Here is a 19,225-nt window from a genome sequence, read left to right on the forward strand (position 1 = left end):
GCGCGAACTCTGATGTGAAATCTAAAGGTCATCCGCATGGTCCCGGATCAAGCCGTCACGCGGCGGCGACGTCCTGCGCGGTCACGTGCTTGCCTTCCGCGTCGACGCGGCGCGCAGGCCGTTGAGGATCACGATCACCTCGGCGATCTCGTGCACCAGCACCACCGCCGCAAGCCCCAGGACGCCAAAGAGGGCGAGCGGGAGCAGGGCGGTGATGATCAGCAGCGACAGGATGATGTTCTGGTTGATGATGTGCCGCCCCCGACGGGCATGGGCGAACGCGCGCGGGAGAAGCCGCAGATCGTGACCGGTGAAGGCCACGTCGGCCGACTCGATCGCGGCGTCGGAGCCCGTCGCGCCCATCGCGATCCCGATGTCCGCGGCGGCCAGCGCAGGGGCGTCGTTGATGCCGTCGCCGATCATCGCGACCGGCCCCTTCGCACCGAGCTCTGCGATCGCGGCGGCCTTGTCTTCGGGGCGCAGCTCGGCGCGGACGTCATCGATCCCTGCATGCGCAGCGAGGGCGCGGGCGGTGCGGGCGTTGTCGCCGGTGAGCATGGTCACCCCGATGCCCTGGGTCGCGAGGGTGCGGACCACTTCAGGGACCTCGGGGCGCAGCTCGTCGCGGACGCCGATCGCGGCGACCGGGACGCCGCCGCGGTGGACGATCACGACTGTCATGCCCTGCTCCTCCAGCCCCGCGACCCGGTCGCCGAGGGTCCCGGCGTCGAGCCAGCGCGGGCTGCCGACGGTGATCCGCGCGCCGGCGAGCTCGCCCTCGATGCCGTGCCCGGCCTGCTCGGTCACGCCCTCCGCCGCAGGGGCATCCGGCGCTGCGGCGGTGATCGCGGCGGCGAGGGGGTGGGTGCTGTGCTGCTCCAGAGCGGCCGCCCACGCCAGCGCCTCCGCCTCGCTCACACCGTCCACGGTGAGGACGGCGGTGACGGCGGGCTCGTTGCGGGTGAGGGTGCCGGTCTTGTCGACGGCGACGTGGCGGATCACGCCGAACCGCTCGAACGCGGCACCGGACTTGATGATCACGCCGAACTTGCTCGCCGAGCCGATCGCCGCGACCACGGTCAGCGGCACGGAGATCGCCAGTGCGCAGGGCGATGCCGCGACCAGCACGACCAGGGCGCGGGTGATCCACAGCTCCGGGTCGCCGAGCAGCGAGCCGATGATCGCGACCAGGGCGGCGAGGATCAGCACGCCCGGGACGAGAGGTCGGGCGATGCGGTCGGCGAGGCGGGCGCGGTCGCCCTTCTCCGCCTGAGCCTTCTCCACGAGGTCGACGATCGTGGTCAGTGAGTTGTCGGTGCCTGCCGCGGTCGTTTCGACCTCCAGTGCCCCGGCGGTGTTGATTGCGCCGGCGGAGACGGCATCGCCGGGTTCGACCTCGACCGGGATCGACTCCCCGGTGATCGCGGACGTGTCCAGGCTGGAACGTCCCGTGCGGACGACGCCGTCGGTCGCGATCCGCTCACCCGGCCGCACCAACATCAGCTGCCCGACAGCCAGATCCTTCGCGGCGACCTCGACCGAGACGCCGTCGCGGCGGATGGTGGCGGTCTCCGGGACGAGCTTGAGCAGTGCCCGCAGCCCGCCGCGGGCACGGTCCATCGCCTTGTCCTCCAGCGCCTCGGCGATCGAGTACAGGAATGCCAGCGCTGCGGCCTCCTCGACGTAGCCGAGGATCACCGCGCCGACCGCGCTGATGGTCATCAGCAGCCCGATGCCGAGCTTGCCCTTGAAGAGGTTCCGGATCGCGCCCGGCGTGAACGTCGACGCGCCCAGCAGCAGGCCGATCCAGAACAGCACCAGCGCAGGGATCTCCATCCCGGACCACTCCAGCGCCAGACCGGTGAGGAACGCCACACCGGAGAAGACCGGGACCATGATCCCGCGGTCCCGCCACCAGGGGCGCTCCGCCTCCTCGGCCTCTTCGCCGACTGCGGTCTCAGGCTCGTCGTGCTCGCAGCCGCACGCCGCGCTCACGCGCCCGCTCCCGTCCCGCAGCAGCCCGGCACCGTGCACGAAGCGTCCATGCAGGGCGCGTGCTCGTCCACCGCGAGCGTCACGTCCACCAGCGCGGTCAGCGCCGCCGCGAGGTGCGGGTCCGCGATCTCGTAGCGCGTCTGCCGCCCTTCCGGCTCGGCGACCACGATGCCGCAGTCGCGCAGGCAGGTCAGGTGGTTCGAGACGTTCGAGCGGGTCAGCTCCAGCTCACGCGAGAGCACCGCCGGGTAGCTGGGGCCGTCGAGCAGGGTCATCAGTATCCGGGAGCGCGTCGGGTCCGCCATGGCCCGGCCGAGCCGGTTCATGACGTCGAGACGTGGAGCAATGGTCAGCATGCACTGATCATACAGTGTTGACTGAACTAATCCCAGGATGAATAGTGCACCCTGCGACATTCGGCCCTACCAGTAACCCCGCGGGCGCGCAGCAGCAGCCCGGCGTTTTCGAGCGCGCCGAGGACGCGGACGATGCTGGTGGTGTTGCAGGACACCACCCGGGTCAGGTCCCGGCCGAGCGCGGTGGCGTAGTTGGCCTGGGCGACGAAGGAGTGCCCGGTGGTCGAGTGCGCTTCCCCGCCCTGCACGATCACCTTTACTCCCGCCGCCTGGTAGCGGGGCAGGTTTCCGGCGGCGACGTGCTTGGGGGTCGTATCGACGATCACGTCGCTCTGCGCGAGGAGATCGTCGAGGGTTCCCTCGGGGCGGATGCCGGTGTCCACCATGCCGCTGTGCGCGTCGGGGGTGGCGGCGAATACGGGCAGCCGCGGGACGGCGGATTGTATTCGCCAGTCGGTGACGATGTCCGCGACGCCCACCAGGTGCATGTCGGGTTGGGCGTGGACGGCGTCGGCGACCCTCTTGCCGATCACTCCGTACCCGTTGACGCCGACTCTGATCCTGTCCATCTTCGTCTCCTTTCGTGGTGTTCTTGAGCCGTGCGCGGGTCAGGGGCGGGGTCGGCGGCGCCGCAGCGTCCACAGCAGATAGCTGCCGAGGGCGCCGATCGTGCCGGTCCCGGCGCCGATCAGGACGCCTTCCCGGGAGCGCCATTTCGTGTTCCCGCCGACGAGGGTGCCGATCCCGCTGATCAGCGCGGCGGCGATCATTCCCGCGACGACACGGTTGCCGACGCGTTCGGCGCGCCCGACGAGAGGTTCCAGCTCCGTCGCGCGCAGGTGCACCTCGAACCCGCCGTCTTCGAGGAGATGCCGGAGCCGGCTCAGGGTGGCGGGCAGCTCGGTGAGCAGTGCCCCGGTGTCGGCTCCCGCGCGCGCCCATCGCCGGGCCAGAGCCGGCAGGGACAGCTGGGCGCGGGTGAGCTGCTCAGCGTAGGGCTGCAGGGCGTCGAGCATCTGGAAGTCCGGATCCAGCCGCGCCGCGGTCCCTTCGGCCATCATCAGCACTTTGAACAGCAGCGCCGTCTCCTGCGGAAGGTGCAGCTGGTGCTGCTGCAGGATGCCGAGCAGCTGCTGGAGCATGATTGCGAGGCTGATCTCCGACAGCGAACGGCCCCGGTAGCGGGCCGTGAACGCGGTGATCGCCTGCCGCAGCCCTGCCCGGTCGACGACGTCGGCGGTCCGGGAGAGTTCTATCAGGGCGGTGGTGAGGGTGTCCGGGTCGTCGCGGGTGAAGGCGAGCACGATGCCGGCGAGGCCGTCCGTGGTCTGTTCGGTGAGCTCCCCGACCATCCCGAAGTCGATCAGCGCGAGCGCGCCGTCGGGCTGCACGAACATGTTCCCGGGATGGGGGTCGGCATGGAAGAACCGGTTGTCGAACACCATCGTGAGCACGATGTCGGCACCCAGCCGCGCGAGTGCGACCCGGTCGATGCCGGCGGCGTCCAGGCCCTCCAGGTCGTCGATCCGCACCCCGCTCATCCGCTCCAGGGTCAGCACGCGCGAGGTCGTGGTCTCCCCGTGCACGCGGGGAATCCGCACCCGCGCCGCGTGGGCGAACTCCTGCGCGAACCGTTCGGCGTTGCGGGCCTCCTGCAGGTAGTCCAGCTCGGCACGCAGCGTGCGGGAGAACTCCTCCACCAGCCCGGGCAGGTCGTACTGCCGGATGGCATCCCAGCGCCGGTCGGCGCGGTCGGCGAGGTTGCGGAGAATGTCCAGGTCTTCATGCACCTGCGCGACCACGCCGGGCCGGCGCACCTTCACGACGACCTCGGTGCCGTCGTGAAGAGTTGCCGCGTACGCCTGCCCGATGGACGCCGCCGCCAGCGGCACCGGGTCGAACTGGGCGAACACGTGCTCTGGGTCGGCGCCGAGCTCTTCACGGAGCACGTCCCGAATGCCCTCCCACGGTGCCGCGGCGACGTCGTCCTGCAGTTTGGCGAACTCGGCGACCCATGCCGCGGGGAGCAGATCGTGCCGGGTGGAGAGGATCTGGCCCAGTTTCACGAACGTCGGCCCGAGCTCCTCCAACGCGACCCGCACATGCTCGGGGTTCGTGTAGGGGTCCTCCTGCCGGGCGTGTCCGAGGGCGCCGCGGTGGAACGGCACCAAGCCGCCCAGGCCCAGCACGCCGGCCAGGACGCCGAGTCCGTGCCGGCGCAGCACGGCCCCGATCTGCCGGTACCGGCTACTCCCCGCGCCCATCAGCTCACGCCCCTCTCGGCTGGAGTGCCGGCCGATGCTCGTTCGAGGATGAAGTCGACGCGCGCGTCGGGGGCGAGTGCGGGGACGGTGACGACGGGAAAGCCCAGCTCCTGGTACACCAGCCCGAGCAGGTCGTGGATGCGCCGCTGCGCGGCGGGGTCCTCGGTGCGCGCGTAGTCGGACGCCAGCGGGAGCAGGTCAAGCAGGAACACCGTCGCGTACCGGGCGCCGGCCAGCGCGCCCAGCAGGGCGGTGCCGGGGGCGAGGCCGAGGAAGCGGTAGTAGGCGAGCGAGTCCGGCAGAGCACGGTCCAGGAACACGGTCTGTTGCGGGTCGAGGGAGCGTTCCTGCTCGATCTGCATGTCGACGACGGCGCGCTGGAACTCGCTCTGCCGTGCCCGCACCTCCGCGGTGCCGCGCCCGGTGATCCGTTGCAGGTCGATGTAGTGGCGGGCGTGCTCGATTGTGGTCGTGTACCCGCGGCCCCGCAGCAGGTTGACCGTGGTGGTCTTGCCCGAGCTGGGACCGCCCGTCACGACGTGCCAACGGGTGGTCTGTGCGGGCCGCGGCTCCTGGATGCCGGTCATGACCTCACCCTACACCCTGTACCCCTACAGGGTATGGTAGATTGTGGGTGGAGGTGCGAGATGGCACACGGGTATGTGGACAACAAGCCGGCGCTGCTGGCGCGGCTGAGCCGCGCGGAGGGTCAGGTGCGCGGGATCGCGCGGATGATCGACGAGGACGTGTACTGCATCGACGTGCTGACCCAGGTGTCGGCGGCGACGAAGGCGCTGGAGTCCGTCGCGCTGTCGCTGCTGGAAGACCACCTCGCGCATTGCGTCGCGCAGGCGACCGCCGAAGGCGGCCCGCTCGCGGAGGAGAAGCTCCGCGAGGCGAACGCCGCGATCGCGCGCCTCGTGCGCTCCTAACGTCGTCCCCACTCACATCGTTCAACGCTCTTGAAGGGAGCACATCATGACCGGACAGGGATTCCAGGACCTCGGCCTGCAGGCGACCAGCACCGGCGGTGGCTGCGCCTGTTGCAGCCCCACCTCCCACGCCACGGCAGCCACCGACACCGGCGCGCCGGCGCAGCAGACGGCGGCGGGTGAGACCGTGTCGGCGCAGTTCCTGGTGGAGGGGATGACCTGCGCGCACTGCGTGCGTAGCGTCACCGAGGAGGTCTCCGCGATCGACGGTGTCTCCGACGTCGCGGTCGATCTGCACGCCGGTGGCGTGTCCACGGTGACGGTGTCCAGCGCGACGCCGGTGGATGCGGAGCGGGTGCGGGCGGCGGTGGAGGAGGCCGGGTACAGCCTCGCCGCAGCCTCATGAGCACGCTGGACGTCGATCTCGACATCACCGGGATGACCTGCGCGTCGTGCGCGACGCGGGTCGAGCGGAAGCTGAACAAGCTGCCCGGGGTGGAGGCGACGGTCAACTTCGCCACCGAGAAGGCCCGCGTGCACTCGGAGGCCCCGGTGCCGGTGGAGGAGCTGATCGCGGCGGTCGAGCAGGCGGGGTACGGAGCGAGCCTCCCAGCCCCGCCTGTGCCCGACACGGCTGAGCAGACCATCCCGCGGGACGATGAGCTGGCGTCGCTGCGGCAGCGGCTGATCGTCTCGGCGGTGCTGGCGGTGCCGGTCGCGGTGCTGTCGATGATCCCCGCCCTGCAGTTCACCTACTGGCAGTGGCTCACGCTCACCCTGGCCGCGCCGGTGGTGGTGTGGGGGGCGTGGCCGTTCCACCGCGCCGCGGCGATCAATGCCCGGCACGGGGCGGCGACGATGGACACTCTGATCAGCGTCGGGGTGCTGGCCGCGTTCGGCTGGTCGCTGTACGCGCTGTTCTTCGGCGGTGCGGGGATGCCGGGAATGCGGATGAGCGTCACCTTCGTCGGCACCCCGCAGGCCGGTGGCCACGAGGTGTACCTGGAGGTCGCCGCGCTGGTGACCGTGTTCATCCTCCTCGGCCGCTACCTCGAGGTTCGTGCCAAGCGGCAGTCCGGCGAGGCCCTGCGCGCCCTGCTGGAGCTCGGCGCCAAGGACGCAGTGATCCTCCGCGAAGGCACTGAGCAGCGCGTCCCCGTCGCACAGCTCGTTCCGGGTGATGTCGTGGTGGTGCGGCCGGGTGAGAAGATCCCCGCCGACGGCCTCGTCACCGAGGGAATGTCCGCGGTGGACGAGTCGATGCTGACCGGCGAGTCCGTGCCGGTCGAAGTCGCCCCCGGCTCCCGCGTGGTCGGCGCGACTGTGAACACCGGCGGGCGCCTGCTCGTGCAGATCACCCGCGTCGGCGCCGACACCGAGCTGGCCCGGATGGCGCGGCTGGTCGAGGAGGCGCAGACCGGCAAGGCCCAGGTGCAGCGCCTCGCCGACCGGGTGTCGGCCGTCTTCGTCCCCATCGTCATCGTCCTCGCCCTGGCCGCGTTCGCCGGGTGGCTGATCGCGGGGGCGCCCTTGGAGGTCGCCTTCACCGCCGCGGTGACCACCCTGATCATCGCCTGCCCGTGCGCGCTGGGGCTGGCGACGCCGACCGCTCTGCTGGTCGGCACCGGCCGCGGCGCCCAGCTGGGCATCCTCATCCGCGGACCCCAGGTGCTCGAGCAGACCCGCCGCATCGACACCGTCGTGCTCGACAAGACCGGCACCATCACCGCCGGCACCATGACCGTCACCGGCATCCACCCCGCTCCCGGCACCGATGAGGCGGAGCTGATCCGGTTCGCCGCGGCGCTCGAGCACGGCTCCGAGCACCCCATCGGCCGCGCCATCACCGCCGCAGCCGACGGCCCGACGGATGCCGTGGAGTCATTCGCCGCCGAGGCCGGTCAAGGCGTGCAGGGCATCGTCGACGGCCGCCTGGTCGCCGCCGGCCGCGCCTCCTGGATCACCACCCAATGGGCGCTCCCCATCCCCGCCGAGCTCGCCGCGACCATCGCGGCGGACGAGGCGGCGGGGGCGACGGTGACGGTGGTGGCGTGGGACGGGCAGGTGCGCGGGGCGATCAGCGTCGCCGACACCATCAAACCCACCAGCCGTGAGGCGGTCGCACGGCTCCGGGAGCTCGGGTTGACCCCGATCCTGCTCACCGGCGACAACCCCGGCGCCGCCCGCGCGATCGGCAACCAGGCCGGGATCGAGGACGTCCGCGCCGGGGTCACCCCGCAGGGCAAGCTCGACACCATCCGCGACCTGCAGGCCGCGGGCCGGGTGGTCGCGATGGTCGGCGACGGCGTCAACGACGCCGCAGCCCTCGCCGCCGCCGACCTCGGGATCGCGATGGGCACCGGCACCGACGCGGCCATCACCGCCGCGGACCTGACCATCGTCTCCGGCGACCTGATGCTGGTCCCGGACGCGATCCGGCTGGCCCGCCGCACCCTGGGCACGATCAAGGGGAACCTGTTCTGGGCGTTCGCGTACAACGTCGCCGCGATCCCGGTCGCGATGCTCGCCCTGCTCAACCCCATCCTCGCCGCCGCGGCAATGGCGTTCAGCAGCGTGTTCGTCGTCACCAACAGCCTCCGCCTGCGCCGCTTCCGCCCCCTGCCCACCCCGACCCGTGCCGGCGCCCCCGCCACCCGAGAGCCCGCGCCCGTCCAGGCCTAACCATCGCTCGAGAAGGAGACACACCATGTCCCACGACCACGACCACTCCGGGCACGACCACACGCACGGGCACGACCATGGAGGACACGAGCATGGTGCGCACGAGCATCACCATCACGAGCCGCCGGCGGGGGCGACGAACCTGGTGACCTGTCCGGTGATGCCCGGCAACCAGGTCGACCCGGCCTGGGCCGAGCAGCGCGGCCTGTTCCGCGACTACCAGGGCAGCCGGTACTGGTTCTGCTGCGCCGAGTGCGGGCCGCTGTTCGACGCCGACCCGGCCCGCTACGCGCACGCCGCCTGACCGGCCAGATAACCCGGTCGGAGATAGAGGGTGGACACGGCGGTCGGGCTGGTGCAGGCGTACCTGCGGGTCACCGGCTACTTCACCGTCGCCGAATACCCCGTGCTGGACGCCACCGGTCCCGGCGGTCCCCGCACCATCACCGACCTGGACATCCTCGCCGTACGGCTGCACCGCGCACCGGGAGCGTCCGGGACCGTCGACGCACCGCTGGACCCGGCCCTGGGTGCCGGGGGCGGAGCGGACATGATCGTCGGCGAGGTCAAGGAAGGCCGCCCGCACCCCAACCCGGCGATGCGGGACCCGGCCGTGCTGGAAGCCGCGTTCACCCGGTTCGGGTGCTGCGCCCCGACCGATGCCGCCCGGCTGGTCGCCGAACTGCTGGAAACGGGACGGACGGTGGCGCCGGAAGGGCGCACGATCCGCACGGTCGTGTTCGGCAACCCCACCTCCCCGCCCGGGGCGGGGGCGCCGTGGCACACCGTCCCGTTCGCCCGGGTGCTGCGCTACCTCGAAGACCACCTGAGCGCGCACTGGGGCATCCTCGGCCGCACCCAGATCAAGGACGACACCCTCGCCCTGCTGGCCCTGCGGGAGAAGGCCCACCGCGCCGCGACCGGCGCCTCCCGCCAGGGCACGGACCGGTAGGGCGGGTCATGGCGGGGGAGCGTGTGCACACGCAGGGGGAGCCGGTGTGGGTGCGCACCCGTGGCGGGCGCGCCCCTTATGCGATGGTGCTGCCGGGCCCCGCCGGGGCCCCGGGTGCCGACGGTGGTGTTCGAGGCGGGATCGGCGGCGACCCGCTCCACCTGGGCGTCGGTGCAGACCCGGGTCGCCGCGTTCACGCGGGCCGTGGTGTATGACCGGGCGGGGCTGGGTCGGTCCGTCCCGGATAGTGCAGGGCGCACCCTGGACCGGATGGCCGACGACCTGAACGATCTGCTGGACGGCCTCGAGCCGAGCAGCGGGTTCGTGCAGGTGGGGCATTCCGCGGGCGGCCCGATGGTGCGGCTGGCCGCGTCCCGCCGCCCGGACCGGGTGGCCGGGCTGGTGCTGGTGGATCCGACCGATGAGGCAGCGGACCTCCTGTTCGGTATGCGGTTCCGGGTCGGGGAGAAGATCGTGATCGCCGTGGAGTGGGTGCTGGCCCGGGTGGGGATGCTGGAGCGGTTCTTCCGGTTCCTCGGGGAGGGGATGCCCGAGGATGTGCGGGCCGATCTTCACCGGGAGGCGTTCCGGCCCGCGGTGGTGGTCACCCAGGGTCGGCAAGCGCGCACCTTCCTCACCGAGCTGCACGCCTGGCAGGGCGACCCGCCGGCGCTGCCCGATGTCCCGGTCACCGTCATCTCCGGCAGTCTCGCGGACGGGATGCCGCGACGGGTCCGGGATGCCGCGACCGCCGCCGGGCGGTATCGGGCCGCACAGTCCCGGCAGGGCCGGCACGTGGTCGCTGCCCGCTCCGGCCACTACATCCCCGCCACAGAACCAGATCTGATCGCTGCGGAGATCCGCCGCCTCGTCCTCCCACCCGCAGGATAACCCCGGGTTGTCTGGCGGGCATGCCTAGTCAGGCCACAGCAGGGGTGCGCCGCCGCCAGGCGATCGCGCCGGTGAGGGCGAGACCACCCAGCCCACCCCACAAGGTGACAGCGGAGACGCCTTGCCCGATGAGGACGGCGGGGGTGATGCCGGTGCGCAGGTCGGTGTCGGCGATCAGCGCCCCGGCCTGTCCGGCGGGCAGACCGGTGAGGGTGCTGCCGTCGGGGCGGATGATCTGGCTGGTGCCGACGGTGGAGACGTTCACCACGGTACGGCCGGTCTCTACCGCGCGGATCCGGGCGACCGCGAGCTGCTGCAGGTTCTCGTCCGTGCCGCGGAAGTCGGCGTTGTTGGTCTGGAACACCAGCAGCTCCGCACCGGCGGTGATGCTCTCGGCGATGACCTCGTCGTAGATCACGTCGAAGCAGATCGCCAACCCCACCGGCACACCGCCGACGGTGACCAGCGGCACGTCCGTGCCGTGCGCGTAGTCGCGTTGCAGCAGCCCGACCAGGTCGGGGGCGAGCAGGGTGTAGAACGCCCGGTCGGGCACGTACTCGCCGAACGGCACCGGGTGGCGTTTCGCGTGCGTCTGCACCTGCTCCCGCTGCGGCGTGGCACCGGTGGTGGCCGGGTCCCACAGGAACGACGTGTTGTAGATGTTGCCGCCCGCCGTGGTGGCCGCGTTCGCCAGCAGCGGGGCACCTGCCCGGGTGCTGATGCCGGTGAGATACTCGGCCAGCCACGGGGTCTGGAACGGGTCAGCATCCAGCCCTTCCGGCCACACCACCAGATCCACATCCGCGTCGAGCACCGGGCCGGTCGCGTCCCCCTGCGCCCGGGCGATCGCCCCCACGGTGCGCTGGTCGAAGTACCCGGACGGGCCGTTGCCTTGCACCGCCCCGACCCGCATCGTCCCGGCCGGTGTGGTGGGAAACGCCGGGACCAGGACCAGCATCAGGGTGGTGACGGCGGGTACGGCGGCGGGGAACGGGCGACGCCACCGGCCGGTCCGGATGGCTTCGATCGCGGCGGCGACGGTGAAGACCATCAGGAAGGTGAGCCCGCTCACCCCGACCCAGGACACCGTCTGAACGAGGGGGCTGTCGGCTTGGGTGATCCCGAGCCGCGCCCACGGCAGCCCCCCGTACGGCCAGGCGCCCAGCAGCACCTCCCGGCCCGTCCACAACGCGGCCACCAGGCCCGGCAGCAGGAGCAGGCGTCCGACCGGGCCGGGGGCGGCGCGCGGCACCCACCGGTAGGCGAGTGCCAGCGGGATGATCCCGACCGCGGTCAGGGTCCCTTCCACCACGGTCAGTGCCGCCCACGGCACCGGCCCGAGATACCGGGTCGTCCAGGACACCAGCAGCCCGAAGAACAGCAACCCGAACACCGCCCCGACCGCCACCGCCCCCCACACGCTCCGGCCGATCAGGGCGAGAAGCAGCAGCCCGGTCGCGGCGAACGCGGCCGGCCAGAATCCCACCTCCGGGTAGGCGAGATCCATCAGCACCGCCGCGGCTGCCGCGACCAGCAACGCCATCGCCAATGGCATCACCGCCCGGGCGCGGCGGTTCGGCGGGGTGGGTTGGGGGCGTCCGTGCGGGTCCTGGAGGGTCGTCGGGGTGGCGGTCATGGCCGGTCCGCGATGGTGCGGGCGATTACGGCGGCGTCCCGGGACACCCCGGCGAGGGTGTCCGCTCCGGGGCGGCTGTGGGCGGGGATCCCGGCGACGAACAAGCCCGGCAGCCCGGTCATCGCCGGGCGGGACCGGGCTGCGGTCGCCTCGGCGGGGAGCCAGTCCTCGCCGGGGTCGTACCCGGTGGCGAGGATTACCGAGTCCGGGGCGAGGGTGCTGCCATCGGCGAACGTGACCTGCCCGCCGTCCGCGCCGGTCACCGCCGGGGCGACCGCCACACCCGCGTGACGCAGCGCATGGTAGCTGTCGCCGAACACCGGCTGCACGGCGGGTGGGCGACCCAGCCAGGACGAGCCTGCCCGGGCGTGGACGGGGAAGGTACGGGCGGGTCGGTGCGGGCGCCGGGTGCGGACCGCGAGGGTGACCTCGTGGGAGGTGGATAGCTCTCGCGCCAGCTGCACGCCGCTGTTTCCGCCGCCGACGATCAGCACCCGCCCGGTGGGCACCTGCCGGGGGAATTGGTAGTGGGCGCTGTGCAGCACCACCCCGGGCACCCGCAGCTGCTGCGCCCACGCAGGGATGCGGGGGTGGGTGGCGGCGCCGGTCGCGCACACCACGTTGCGGGTCTGCACGTCGCCCTCTGCGGTCTGCAGCTGCAGCACCGACCCGTGACCGACGCGTTCCACCCCGACCACACGCAACCCCCAGAACGGGTCCACCCCCAGGGTGTGCTGCACCTGGTCCAGGTAGTTCGCGATCTCATCCGCCCGCGGGTGCTCGTGCGGGTCCACCGGTAGAGGCCGGACTGGCAGCGTGCTGTGGCGGGCGTCGGATAGCAGCCGCATCGAATGCCACCGGGACGCCCAACTGCGTTGCCGGTCCGTGGCGGCGTCGACGACCACGAACTCCTGCTGCGGCCGGAACCCCAACCCGATCAGCGCGGCGGCCACCGCGAGCCCGGCCTGCCCGGCCCCGACGATGATCGCCCGCCGATGCGTCAACCCCGACCGCATCACCACCCCCTCCCCGCAGAAGAGGGCCGGGGCGGGAATGGACGGAGGATGATCGCGCCGGCGCCGCGGCGGGACGGGGCCGGACGGGGCCGAGCGGGGCCGGGTGGGCGGCGGTGACCGGCCGCAGCCGTCGGCACCGGACCGGCGAAGGGGGCCGCCGTGATACGGGTCGTCAAGACATTCTCCAAACCTAGAAATCGGCATCACACAGCGCCCGCACACGGGCGGGCGGGAAGACGCCGCCCATGGGTGGGCGGCATGCCGGATCTCAGGTTCGGGAAATCGACAACAGCAGCAGTGAGGGCGCGGCCGGACGCCGCGACACGGGCACCGGCACCAGCAGCGGCGCGCGCACCGGACGGGATACCCGCAGTATCCGCAGCCGGCCCTGGAGCCGGGAAGCCGTCACGGCCGCCAGTACCAGCAGCGTGCACACCACCCCGATCAGGCACCCCCACGCCCCGGACGCATCGACGGACACCCCCGCAGAGGACGACGCCGTCCGGCCCTCCACCGGTGCCCCCGAGTCTGGGGTAGAGCCGGTCGCGACGGGGGAGCCCGCACTGGTGTCGGCGTGCGCGTCAGCCGTGGTGTGGGAGGTGGTCCAGCCGCCGATGATGAGCACAAGTGCCAGGCCCAGGATGGTCAGCAGCCGCCCCGACCACCACCCCGCCGCGATGACCCGGTCGGGCCGGGATCGGGGGTCGCGGGGCATAGTCCCTCACTGTACCAATCCGACCTTTGCGTCTCCCGGATCTCGCCCGGCCGCAGGCCTTCCACGCCTTCGCCGACAGAGCAGCCACATCGCGTCCACCGGCACGTCGTTCTCGATTATCGGCGAACGACGTCCGTCTCCTGAGCGGAAGGATCAGTGCCCTCGGGGTGCCGTGGTGTCGGTCAAGGCGGGCAGCAGGATCGCCGTGACGCCGTCGGGGTCGAGTCTGCCGGTGCGGACTTCTTCGGCGGCGCCGTTGAGGACGGCACGGGTCGCTGAACTCCGCCGCGATCGTCTCGGCTGCGTCAGGTTCGCCCCACCGGGCACGTGCACCCGTCGGCACCCGAGGCGGCGCCGATTGAAAAAATACCTATAGGGGGTATAAGGTGTGGGGGAGTCGTGTGCGAGGGAGAGGCGGGCGAGGTTGATTCAACCGATCGACTATTTCCTGGTCGCCTGGTTCGTGCTGGTCGCGATCAGCACGATCTGGGTCGGGGTGGACCAGTTCCGTCACAACCCGGAGCCGGCGGTGATGAAGTGGGGCTTCATCCTGGTCACCCTCTACCTGGGGCCGATCGGGGCGCTGCTGTATGTGCTCGCGGACAAGGAGCCACGGCCGGGAGAGCATGAGGAGTTCACCCGGCCGCTGTGGAAGCAGGGCATCGGCTCGACCATCCACTGCGTCGCGGGCGATGCCACCGGCATCATCGTCGCCGCCGTCGTCGTCGCGTCGCTGGGCCTGCCGATGTGGCTGGATCTGATCATCGAGTACGCCGCCGGGTTCGCGTTCGGGTTGTTCGTGTTCCAGGCCCTGTTCATGAAGAACATGATGGGCGGCAGCTACTGGCAGAACGTGCGCCGCTCGTTCCTGCCCGAGTTCATCAGCATGAACTTGATGATGGCGGGCATGGCGCCGGTGATGTCGCTGCTGATGATGGGCCGCGACATGCGGGCCATGCTGCCCACCGAGTTGCTGTTCTGGGCGGTGATGAGTTTCGGGATCGCGGTCGGGTTCGTGCTCGCTTACCCCGTGAACGTGTGGATGGTGAAGAAGGGCCTCAAGCACGGTCTGATGACCGTCCGCCCCCAGCCCGCCACCCACCCCCAGGAGCATGACGCGCACGCGCAGCACAGCCCGCGGCCGGAGGCGCACGCCGGCCACGACCAGGCGGCGGGCGGTGCGTCGTCGCCGGGGTCGGGGCATGAGGCGCACCAGCCTTCTGGCGCCGGAGCGGTGACCGTGCCGCAGCTGACCGTGGTCGGCGCGTTCTCCGCGATCGCGCTCGTGGTCGGGATGGTCGCCCCCGCGAACGCCGTCAACATGACTCTCAGCGCGCACGACGTCGGTGGGCTGATCATGCCGCCCGGGATGATCATGACCCGTGACACCCCCGCCGAGGCGATGCGGGACATGGCCGCCGTCGACCCGCGGGCCGCGACCGCCGCGTACGACGTGGACACCCGCGGTGATGAGGTGCTGGAACCTGCCCGCGTCGAGGACGGGGTGAGGGTGTTCGAGCTGACCGTGTCGCAGATCCGCTGGGAGATCCTCCCCGGCGTCACCGTCGACGCGTACGCGTACAACGGGCAGATCCCGGGGCCTCGGCTGCAGGTCACCCAGGGCGACCGGATCCGCATCGACGTGACCAACGAGCTCGACGAGTCCACGACCGTGCACTGGCACGGCCTGGACGTGCCCAACGAGATGGACGGGCCCGCCGGGATCACCCAGGATCCCATCCAACCCGGCGACACCTACCGGTACGAGTACACGGTGAAGCAGTGGGGCACGTTCTTCTACCACTCCCACGATCACGCCGACCGGCAGCAGGCCCTCGGCCTGTACGGGGCGCTGATCATCGACCCCGCCGACCCTGGCCTGCAGCCGCCTGCCGATCGCGAGTACACGATCCAGCTGCAGGAGTGGCTGTCCCGGGAGGGGCTGACCTATCCGGCGATGCCGATGGAAGGGGGCATGCCGAACTACTTCACCATCAACGGGAAGGCGTACCCGGCCACCGAGACCATCGACATGAAGGTGGGGGAGACCCTCCGGGTGCGGTTCATCGGCTCGAACACCAACGACATCCACCCGATGCACATCCACGGCGGCCCGTTCACCGTCGTCGCCCGCGACGGGGCGGCCCTCACCACGGCGCAGCAGTTCCAGGCCGACACGATCAACGTCGGGCCGGGACAACGCTACGACGTGCTCTGGAACGCGCTCGAGCCCGGCCAGTGGCTCATCCACTGCCACATCAACCACCACACCACCAACAACAACGTCGAAACCGACGGCGCTGGCGGCCTGACCATGATCATCAACGTCACCGAATAACCCCACGAACCGAAGAACCGCCGCCGTTGTGGTCGCCGTTGCCGCGTCGAGTCACGTCCGCGCCCTCCGGCAGCACAGCAGGCGGATGCCAGGGGTGCCCAGCTCATCGTGCCCGACCGTTTCGGTTGCCGGAGGCCGAGATCGCCCGCCCGCCCGCAACGGGGCGCGGTGACCTCGCCGTGGTCAGGTGGTCGCGGGAGGGAGGACGCGTCGGCGGCGGGCGACGGTGACGGCCGCGGCGACCGTGAGTGCCGTCGAGACGGCGAGGAGCACGGCGCCGAGGATGATCTGCCCCGGTGACGGGGTGAGGGCGGTGACGGGCTGGTAGAGGTTGCGCTGCTGGCTCTGCGGGCCGGTGAGTTGCTGATCGACGGGCACCCACACCTCGAGGGTGCGTTCGCCGGTGGCGAACTGGGCGTACACGAACCACAGCCCCGGTGACGGCAGTGCCAGTTCCCCGGTGAAGGTACCGGGAGGCGGGGTGCCGGGTTGTGCGCGCAGCGGCGCGGTGAGGTCCTCTCCGGTGCGGCGGGCGACCAGACGGGACGGGGTGAGGTCGGTGTCGTCGGTGAGGCGGATGCCGGTGATGGTGACGGTCAGCTGCCCGGTGCCGTCGCCGGTGACGGTCATCTGTGCGGTGCCGTAGGCGGTGCCCTGGCCGGGGTCGTGCGCCTGCGCGGGTGGGGGCGGGGCGAGGGCGACCAGCAGAAGGGTGAGGGCCGCGGCCGCGCCGCCGGATCGGAGGCGAGCCCCCGGCCGCACGGTGAGGGCGATCATGCTGACGATGATCACCGTGGTGGTGCCGACGGCGGACCAGGCGACGGGGGTGGGTGGGACGCTGCTGATCCCGGTCCCGGAGGCCAGCAGTTGCAGGGTGGTCACGGCGAGGGCGGCCACCGGCCACCGCCACCGGGGGACGGGCAGGGCCAGCAGGAAGAGCCCGGCCACCGCGACCGGCAGGTCGGGGGCGAGCCACCCAGAGGTGGTGAGCAGCACCCACAGCACCACCCGGAACACCAGGTACACGGCGACGACGAGGACAAGGCGGGTGCGGCCGGGGACCAGGGTGGTGATCACCCATGCCGCGCCGAGCGTGGTCGCCAGCAGCAGCGGCAGGTACAGGGTCTCGGTGAACTGGGGCACGTCGGTGTCGTATTCCATCACGATGATCAGCGCCGCCCCCAGCACGCCTGCGGCCAGGGCGATCCGCGGCGGGGCGGGCACGTGCCGGTCGGTGCCGGTGAGCAGGCCGATCAGCACGCACAGGGTGCCGATCACCGACAGCAGGTGCGGGGGCGACCAGAGCACCGCGTCACGCCCGAACGCGGTGTGCCAGAACGCGTCGGCGGGCGCGGCCGCCGCGGTCGCGACCGCCGCAGCGACCGCGAGGGCGAACCCGGGAGTGCGGAACACGGCGGCCACGGATCGTGTCGCGGCCAGCCGCCGCCACCCCCAGCCGGCGATCACGACCCCGACGGTGAGGATCGACGCATACAGCAGCAGGTGCGGAGGGATGAAGGTGCTGTCCCGGCCGAGGGTGGTGTGCCAGGAGTCGTCCCAATACGCCGACCCAACCCCGGCGGCCGCGGCCGCTGCGGCGACCCAGACGCCCCCTGCCCCCAGCGCCGGGGAACCGCGGGCCGGGTCCGGCTCGGACGGGATGGGGGCGCGGTCACGGCTGCCGTGTGGTCGCATGGTCTGTCCTTTCTGTGATGCGGCAGGGAGCCGGTCCGGCCCTGGCGGCTAACGCCATGGCCCCGCTCCCGGCGGCAGCGGGGTGTTAGAGGTGTGTTAGAGGGGGAGCACGGTGGCTCCGATGAGGTTCTGGATGCTGGAGGTGAGGAGTGTCCAGGCTCCGCTGATCATCGCGATGCCGGTGGCGATCATGAGGACCCCGCCGGTGATGTTGATGGTGCGGATGTGGCGGCGCAGGAACGTGATGCTTCCGGTGGCCCAGTTCAGGCCGGCGGCGGCGGCGATGAAGGGCAACCCCAGGCCCAGGCAGTAGGTGACGGCGAGGAGGGCGCCGCGGGCGGGGTTGCCGGTGGTGAGGCTGAGGGCGGAGATCGCGGCGAGGGTGGGGCCCAGGCACGGGGTCCAGCCGAGCCCGAACGCGATGCCGAGCAGGGGAGCTCCGGCCAGCCCGCTGGGTGGGTGGATGGCGGGTTTCGCGGTGCGTTGGAAGAGCCGGAACACGCCGAGGAACACGAGCCCCATCAGCAGGACCACGATCCCGAGGATGCGGGTGAGGAGATCTTGCCAGCGGATGAGCCAGGCCCCCAGGGCGCCGAACGCGGCCCCGTAGCCGATGAACAGGACGGAGAAGCCGAGGGTGAACAGTCCGGTCCCGGCCAGCGCCCGCCACCGGGAGACCCCCGCGGTGGTGGTGGTGCCGGTGAGGTAGCCGAGGTAGCCGGGCACGAGGGGGAGCACGCAGGGGGAGGCGAAGGACACCAGCCCGGCGAGGAGGGCTAGGGGGAGGGCGGCCCAGATGCTGCCGGCGGTGATGATCTCCCCCATCAGGGGCTCGTCTCGGCGAGGACGGTGTCGATGAGGGCGGCGAGGGTGGTGCGGGTAGGCAGTTGCCCGATGATGCGGGCGGCCATCCGGCCGGTGCGGTCCAGGACGATTGTGGTGGGCACGGCGCCGGGGGCGGCTTTCCCGGCGAACGCGGCTTGCACCGTGCCGGTGGTGGCGTCCAGGATCGACGGGTAGGTGATGCCGAACTGGTTCTCGAACGCGGCGGCGGTGTCGGCGCTGTCGCGCACGTTGACGCCGATGAACACGACACCGTCGGGCTGGTAGGTCTGGGCGAGGGCTTCCAGGTCGGGCGCTTCGGCACGGCAGGGCGGGCAGGCGGCGTACCAGAAGTTCACCACAACGACCGAACCCGCCCACGCGGTGGAATCCGCCTGCTCCCCGGTGTCGGTGGTGCCGGTGAAGGTGACCGGGTCGTCGCGCTGGTCGGCGGGGATCTCCCGCACGGTCTCGTCCGCGGACAGATACCCCGGGGACGGGGAGGAGGACAACAGGCCGGGCGTCTGGGCGGTGCACCCGGCCAGAAGCAGGACGAGCGCGCCGAACACGGCGACCGCGGCGGCGGTGACGGCGCGGCGGGGTGGGCGTGTCAGGGTGGTGGGGGTGCGCATGCGGGATCACTCCGGTCGGTCAGGTGTTCGTGCTCTTGCTGGTGGGGCGGCGGCGGCCGGCGAGGATGGCGCCGGTGATCAGCAGCAGCGCCCCGGTCGGGTACCCGGCGACCAGGTCGAGCCAGCCGGAGGGCTGGCCGGGGCCGAACACTTCCAGGTGCGCGAGCCAGTGGATGATCGCGACGATCGCGCCGGCGGCCATCAGGGCCTGGCCGACCCGGACGAGCAGGCGGTGTCGCCGCCAGGCGCGTTGCGGGTCCTCAGCTGGGGCGGGGCGGGGGGTGGTGCGGGTCATGAGC

The 19,225-nt window shown here is 71.7% G+C and carries 19 protein-coding genes; 7 read left to right on the forward strand and 12 right to left on the reverse strand.

Translation table 11 applies throughout. The features are described from left to right. Positions 1 to 81: 81 nt before the first annotated feature. Genes JOE64_RS00695 through JOE64_RS00715 form a run of 5 tightly spaced genes read right to left on the reverse strand, consistent with a single transcriptional unit; the run spans position 82 to position 5,202 of the window. Positions 82 to 1,995 (reverse strand): heavy metal translocating P-type ATPase, encoded by a 1,914-nt coding sequence (locus tag JOE64_RS00695; protein ID WP_174524677.1) that lies wholly within the window; start codon positions 1,993 to 1,995, stop codon positions 82 to 84. Further along, the gene (gene cmtR, locus JOE64_RS00700; protein WP_060960787.1) at positions 1,992 to 2,351 is read right to left on the reverse strand and encodes a Cd(II)/Pb(II)-sensing metalloregulatory transcriptional regulator CmtR; all 360 of its coding nucleotides are present in this window, start codon (positions 2,349 to 2,351) and stop codon (positions 1,992 to 1,994) included. The genes JOE64_RS00695 and cmtR overlap by 4 nt, the downstream gene beginning before the upstream one ends. A 26-nt stretch (positions 2,352 to 2,377) precedes the next feature. Further along, entirely contained in the window at positions 2,378 to 2,920 is a 543-nt protein-coding gene (locus JOE64_RS00705; RefSeq protein WP_081767967.1) for a type II glyceraldehyde-3-phosphate dehydrogenase, read from the reverse strand. A gap of 39 nt (positions 2,921 to 2,959) precedes the next feature. Then, positions 2,960 to 4,615 carry an ABC1 kinase family protein gene (locus JOE64_RS00710; protein ID WP_036286080.1) on the reverse strand — a complete coding sequence of 552 codons (1,656 nt, stop codon included), beginning with the start codon at positions 4,613 to 4,615 and terminating at the stop codon, positions 2,960 to 2,962. Beyond that, complete coding sequence (locus JOE64_RS00715; RefSeq protein ID WP_204962476.1) at positions 4,615 to 5,202, reverse strand: AAA family ATPase; 588 nt, start codon at positions 5,200 to 5,202, stop codon at positions 4,615 to 4,617. The genes JOE64_RS00710 and JOE64_RS00715 overlap by 1 nt, the downstream gene beginning before the upstream one ends. A gap of 60 nt (positions 5,203 to 5,262) precedes the next feature. On the opposite strand from JOE64_RS00715, the gene JOE64_RS00720 reads away from it, so the two are divergent. From JOE64_RS00720 to JOE64_RS00745, 6 genes are all read left to right on the forward strand, one after another. Then, entirely contained in the window at positions 5,263 to 5,547 is a 285-nt protein-coding gene (locus tag JOE64_RS00720) for a metal-sensitive transcriptional regulator (RefSeq protein ID WP_005049572.1), read from the forward strand. A 46-nt stretch (positions 5,548 to 5,593) separates the two neighbouring features. After that, a complete protein-coding gene (locus tag JOE64_RS00725) occupies positions 5,594 to 5,953 on the forward strand; it encodes a heavy-metal-associated domain-containing protein (RefSeq protein WP_051498747.1) in 360 nt (119 codons plus the stop codon). Then, positions 5,950 to 8,229 carry a heavy metal translocating P-type ATPase gene (locus JOE64_RS00730; protein WP_204962477.1) on the forward strand — a complete coding sequence of 760 codons (2,280 nt, stop codon included), beginning with the start codon at positions 5,950 to 5,952 and terminating at the stop codon, positions 8,227 to 8,229. The genes JOE64_RS00725 and JOE64_RS00730 overlap by 4 nt, the downstream gene beginning before the upstream one ends. Positions 8,230 to 8,254: 25 nt before the next feature. Further along, on the forward strand, positions 8,255 to 8,533 hold the full coding sequence (locus JOE64_RS00735; protein WP_005049577.1) for a YHS domain-containing protein: 279 nt from the start codon (positions 8,255 to 8,257) through the stop codon (positions 8,531 to 8,533). A 30-nt stretch (positions 8,534 to 8,563) separates the two neighbouring features. After that, a complete protein-coding gene (locus JOE64_RS00740; protein WP_204962478.1) occupies positions 8,564 to 9,181 on the forward strand; it encodes a hypothetical protein in 618 nt (205 codons plus the stop codon). Positions 9,182 to 9,259: 78 nt separating this feature from the next. Continuing rightward, positions 9,260 to 10,072 (forward strand): alpha/beta fold hydrolase, encoded by an 813-nt coding sequence (locus tag JOE64_RS00745; protein ID WP_223849008.1) that lies wholly within the window; start codon positions 9,260 to 9,262, stop codon positions 10,070 to 10,072. 28 nt (positions 10,073 to 10,100) lie between these two features. On the opposite strand, the gene lnt is transcribed toward JOE64_RS00745, so the two are convergent. The 3 genes from lnt to JOE64_RS00760 all read right to left on the reverse strand — a co-directional run bounded on the left by lnt (position 10,101) and on the right by JOE64_RS00760 (position 13,439). Continuing rightward, positions 10,101 to 11,708, reverse strand: a complete 1,608-nt coding sequence (gene lnt, locus JOE64_RS00750; protein ID WP_204962479.1) for an apolipoprotein N-acyltransferase — start codon at positions 11,706 to 11,708, stop codon at positions 10,101 to 10,103. Continuing rightward, on the reverse strand, positions 11,705 to 12,724 hold the full coding sequence (locus JOE64_RS00755) for a flavin-containing monooxygenase (RefSeq protein WP_060960843.1): 1,020 nt from the start codon (positions 12,722 to 12,724) through the stop codon (positions 11,705 to 11,707). The genes lnt and JOE64_RS00755 overlap by 4 nt, the downstream gene beginning before the upstream one ends. Positions 12,725 to 12,992: 268 nt before the next feature. Next, entirely contained in the window at positions 12,993 to 13,439 is a 447-nt protein-coding gene (locus JOE64_RS00760; RefSeq protein WP_036286063.1) for a hypothetical protein, read from the reverse strand. A gap of 424 nt (positions 13,440 to 13,863) precedes the next feature. Here JOE64_RS00760 and JOE64_RS00765 point away from each other — a divergent pair, with 424 nt between their 5' ends. Continuing rightward, positions 13,864 to 15,777 (forward strand): multicopper oxidase domain-containing protein, encoded by a 1,914-nt coding sequence (locus JOE64_RS00765; protein ID WP_060960784.1) that lies wholly within the window; start codon positions 13,864 to 13,866, stop codon positions 15,775 to 15,777. Positions 15,778 to 15,960: 183 nt separating this feature from the next. On the opposite strand, the gene JOE64_RS00770 is transcribed toward JOE64_RS00765, so the two are convergent. The 4 genes from JOE64_RS00770 to JOE64_RS00785 form a co-directional block, all read right to left on the reverse strand. After that, positions 15,961 to 17,472, reverse strand: a complete 1,512-nt coding sequence (locus tag JOE64_RS00770; RefSeq protein WP_204962480.1) for a hypothetical protein — start codon at positions 17,470 to 17,472, stop codon at positions 15,961 to 15,963. A gap of 96 nt (positions 17,473 to 17,568) precedes the next feature. Further along, a complete protein-coding gene (locus JOE64_RS00775; protein ID WP_005049586.1) occupies positions 17,569 to 18,297 on the reverse strand; it encodes a cytochrome c biogenesis CcdA family protein in 729 nt (242 codons plus the stop codon). Then, the gene (locus JOE64_RS00780; protein WP_005049587.1) at positions 18,297 to 18,926 is read right to left on the reverse strand and encodes a TlpA family protein disulfide reductase; all 630 of its coding nucleotides are present in this window, start codon (positions 18,924 to 18,926) and stop codon (positions 18,297 to 18,299) included. The genes JOE64_RS00775 and JOE64_RS00780 overlap by 1 nt, the downstream gene beginning before the upstream one ends. A 19-nt stretch (positions 18,927 to 18,945) precedes the next feature. Beyond that, complete coding sequence (locus tag JOE64_RS00785) at positions 18,946 to 19,221, reverse strand: hypothetical protein (RefSeq protein ID WP_005049588.1); 276 nt, start codon at positions 19,219 to 19,221, stop codon at positions 18,946 to 18,948. Positions 19,222 to 19,225 lie beyond the last annotated feature (4 nt).

It is taken from the genome of Microbacterium dextranolyticum, from assembly GCF_016907295.1.
GTDB lineage: Bacteria > Actinomycetota > Actinomycetes > Actinomycetales > Microbacteriaceae > Microbacterium > Microbacterium dextranolyticum.

Excerpts from the sequence above, each read along its gene's own strand:
- cmtR (WP_060960787.1), bottom strand. The coding sequence starts at position 2,351 with ATGCTGACCATTGCTCCACGTCTCGACGTCATGAACCGGCTCGGCCGG.
- JOE64_RS00705 (WP_081767967.1), bottom strand. The coding sequence starts at position 2,920 with ATGGACAGGATCAGAGTCGGCGTCAACGGGTACGGAGTGATCGGCAAG.
- JOE64_RS00710 (WP_036286080.1), bottom strand. The coding sequence starts at position 4,615 with ATGGGCGCGGGGAGTAGCCGGTACCGGCAGATCGGGGCCGTGCTGCGC.
- JOE64_RS00715 (WP_204962476.1), bottom strand. The coding sequence starts at position 5,202 with ATGACCGGCATCCAGGAGCCGCGGCCCGCACAGACCACCCGTTGGCAC.
- JOE64_RS00720 (WP_005049572.1), top strand. The coding sequence starts at position 5,263 with ATGGCACACGGGTATGTGGACAACAAGCCGGCGCTGCTGGCGCGGCTG.
- JOE64_RS00725 (WP_051498747.1), top strand. The coding sequence starts at position 5,594 with ATGACCGGACAGGGATTCCAGGACCTCGGCCTGCAGGCGACCAGCACC.
- JOE64_RS00730 (WP_204962477.1), top strand. The coding sequence starts at position 5,950 with ATGAGCACGCTGGACGTCGATCTCGACATCACCGGGATGACCTGCGCG.
- JOE64_RS00735 (WP_005049577.1), top strand. The coding sequence starts at position 8,255 with ATGTCCCACGACCACGACCACTCCGGGCACGACCACACGCACGGGCAC.
- JOE64_RS00745 (WP_223849008.1), top strand. The coding sequence starts at position 9,260 with ATGCGATGGTGCTGCCGGGCCCCGCCGGGGCCCCGGGTGCCGACGGTG.
- lnt (WP_204962479.1), bottom strand. The coding sequence starts at position 11,708 with ATGACCGCCACCCCGACGACCCTCCAGGACCCGCACGGACGCCCCCAA.
- JOE64_RS00755 (WP_060960843.1), bottom strand. The coding sequence starts at position 12,724 with ATGCGGTCGGGGTTGACGCATCGGCGGGCGATCATCGTCGGGGCCGGG.
- JOE64_RS00760 (WP_036286063.1), bottom strand. The coding sequence starts at position 13,439 with ATGCCCCGCGACCCCCGATCCCGGCCCGACCGGGTCATCGCGGCGGGG.
- JOE64_RS00770 (WP_204962480.1), bottom strand. The coding sequence starts at position 17,472 with ATGCGACCACACGGCAGCCGTGACCGCGCCCCCATCCCGTCCGAGCCG.
- JOE64_RS00775 (WP_005049586.1), bottom strand. The coding sequence starts at position 18,297 with ATGGGGGAGATCATCACCGCCGGCAGCATCTGGGCCGCCCTCCCCCTA.
- JOE64_RS00780 (WP_005049587.1), bottom strand. The coding sequence starts at position 18,926 with ATGCGCACCCCCACCACCCTGACACGCCCACCCCGCCGCGCCGTCACC.
- JOE64_RS00785 (WP_005049588.1), bottom strand. The coding sequence starts at position 19,221 with ATGACCCGCACCACCCCCCGCCCCGCCCCAGCTGAGGACCCGCAACGC.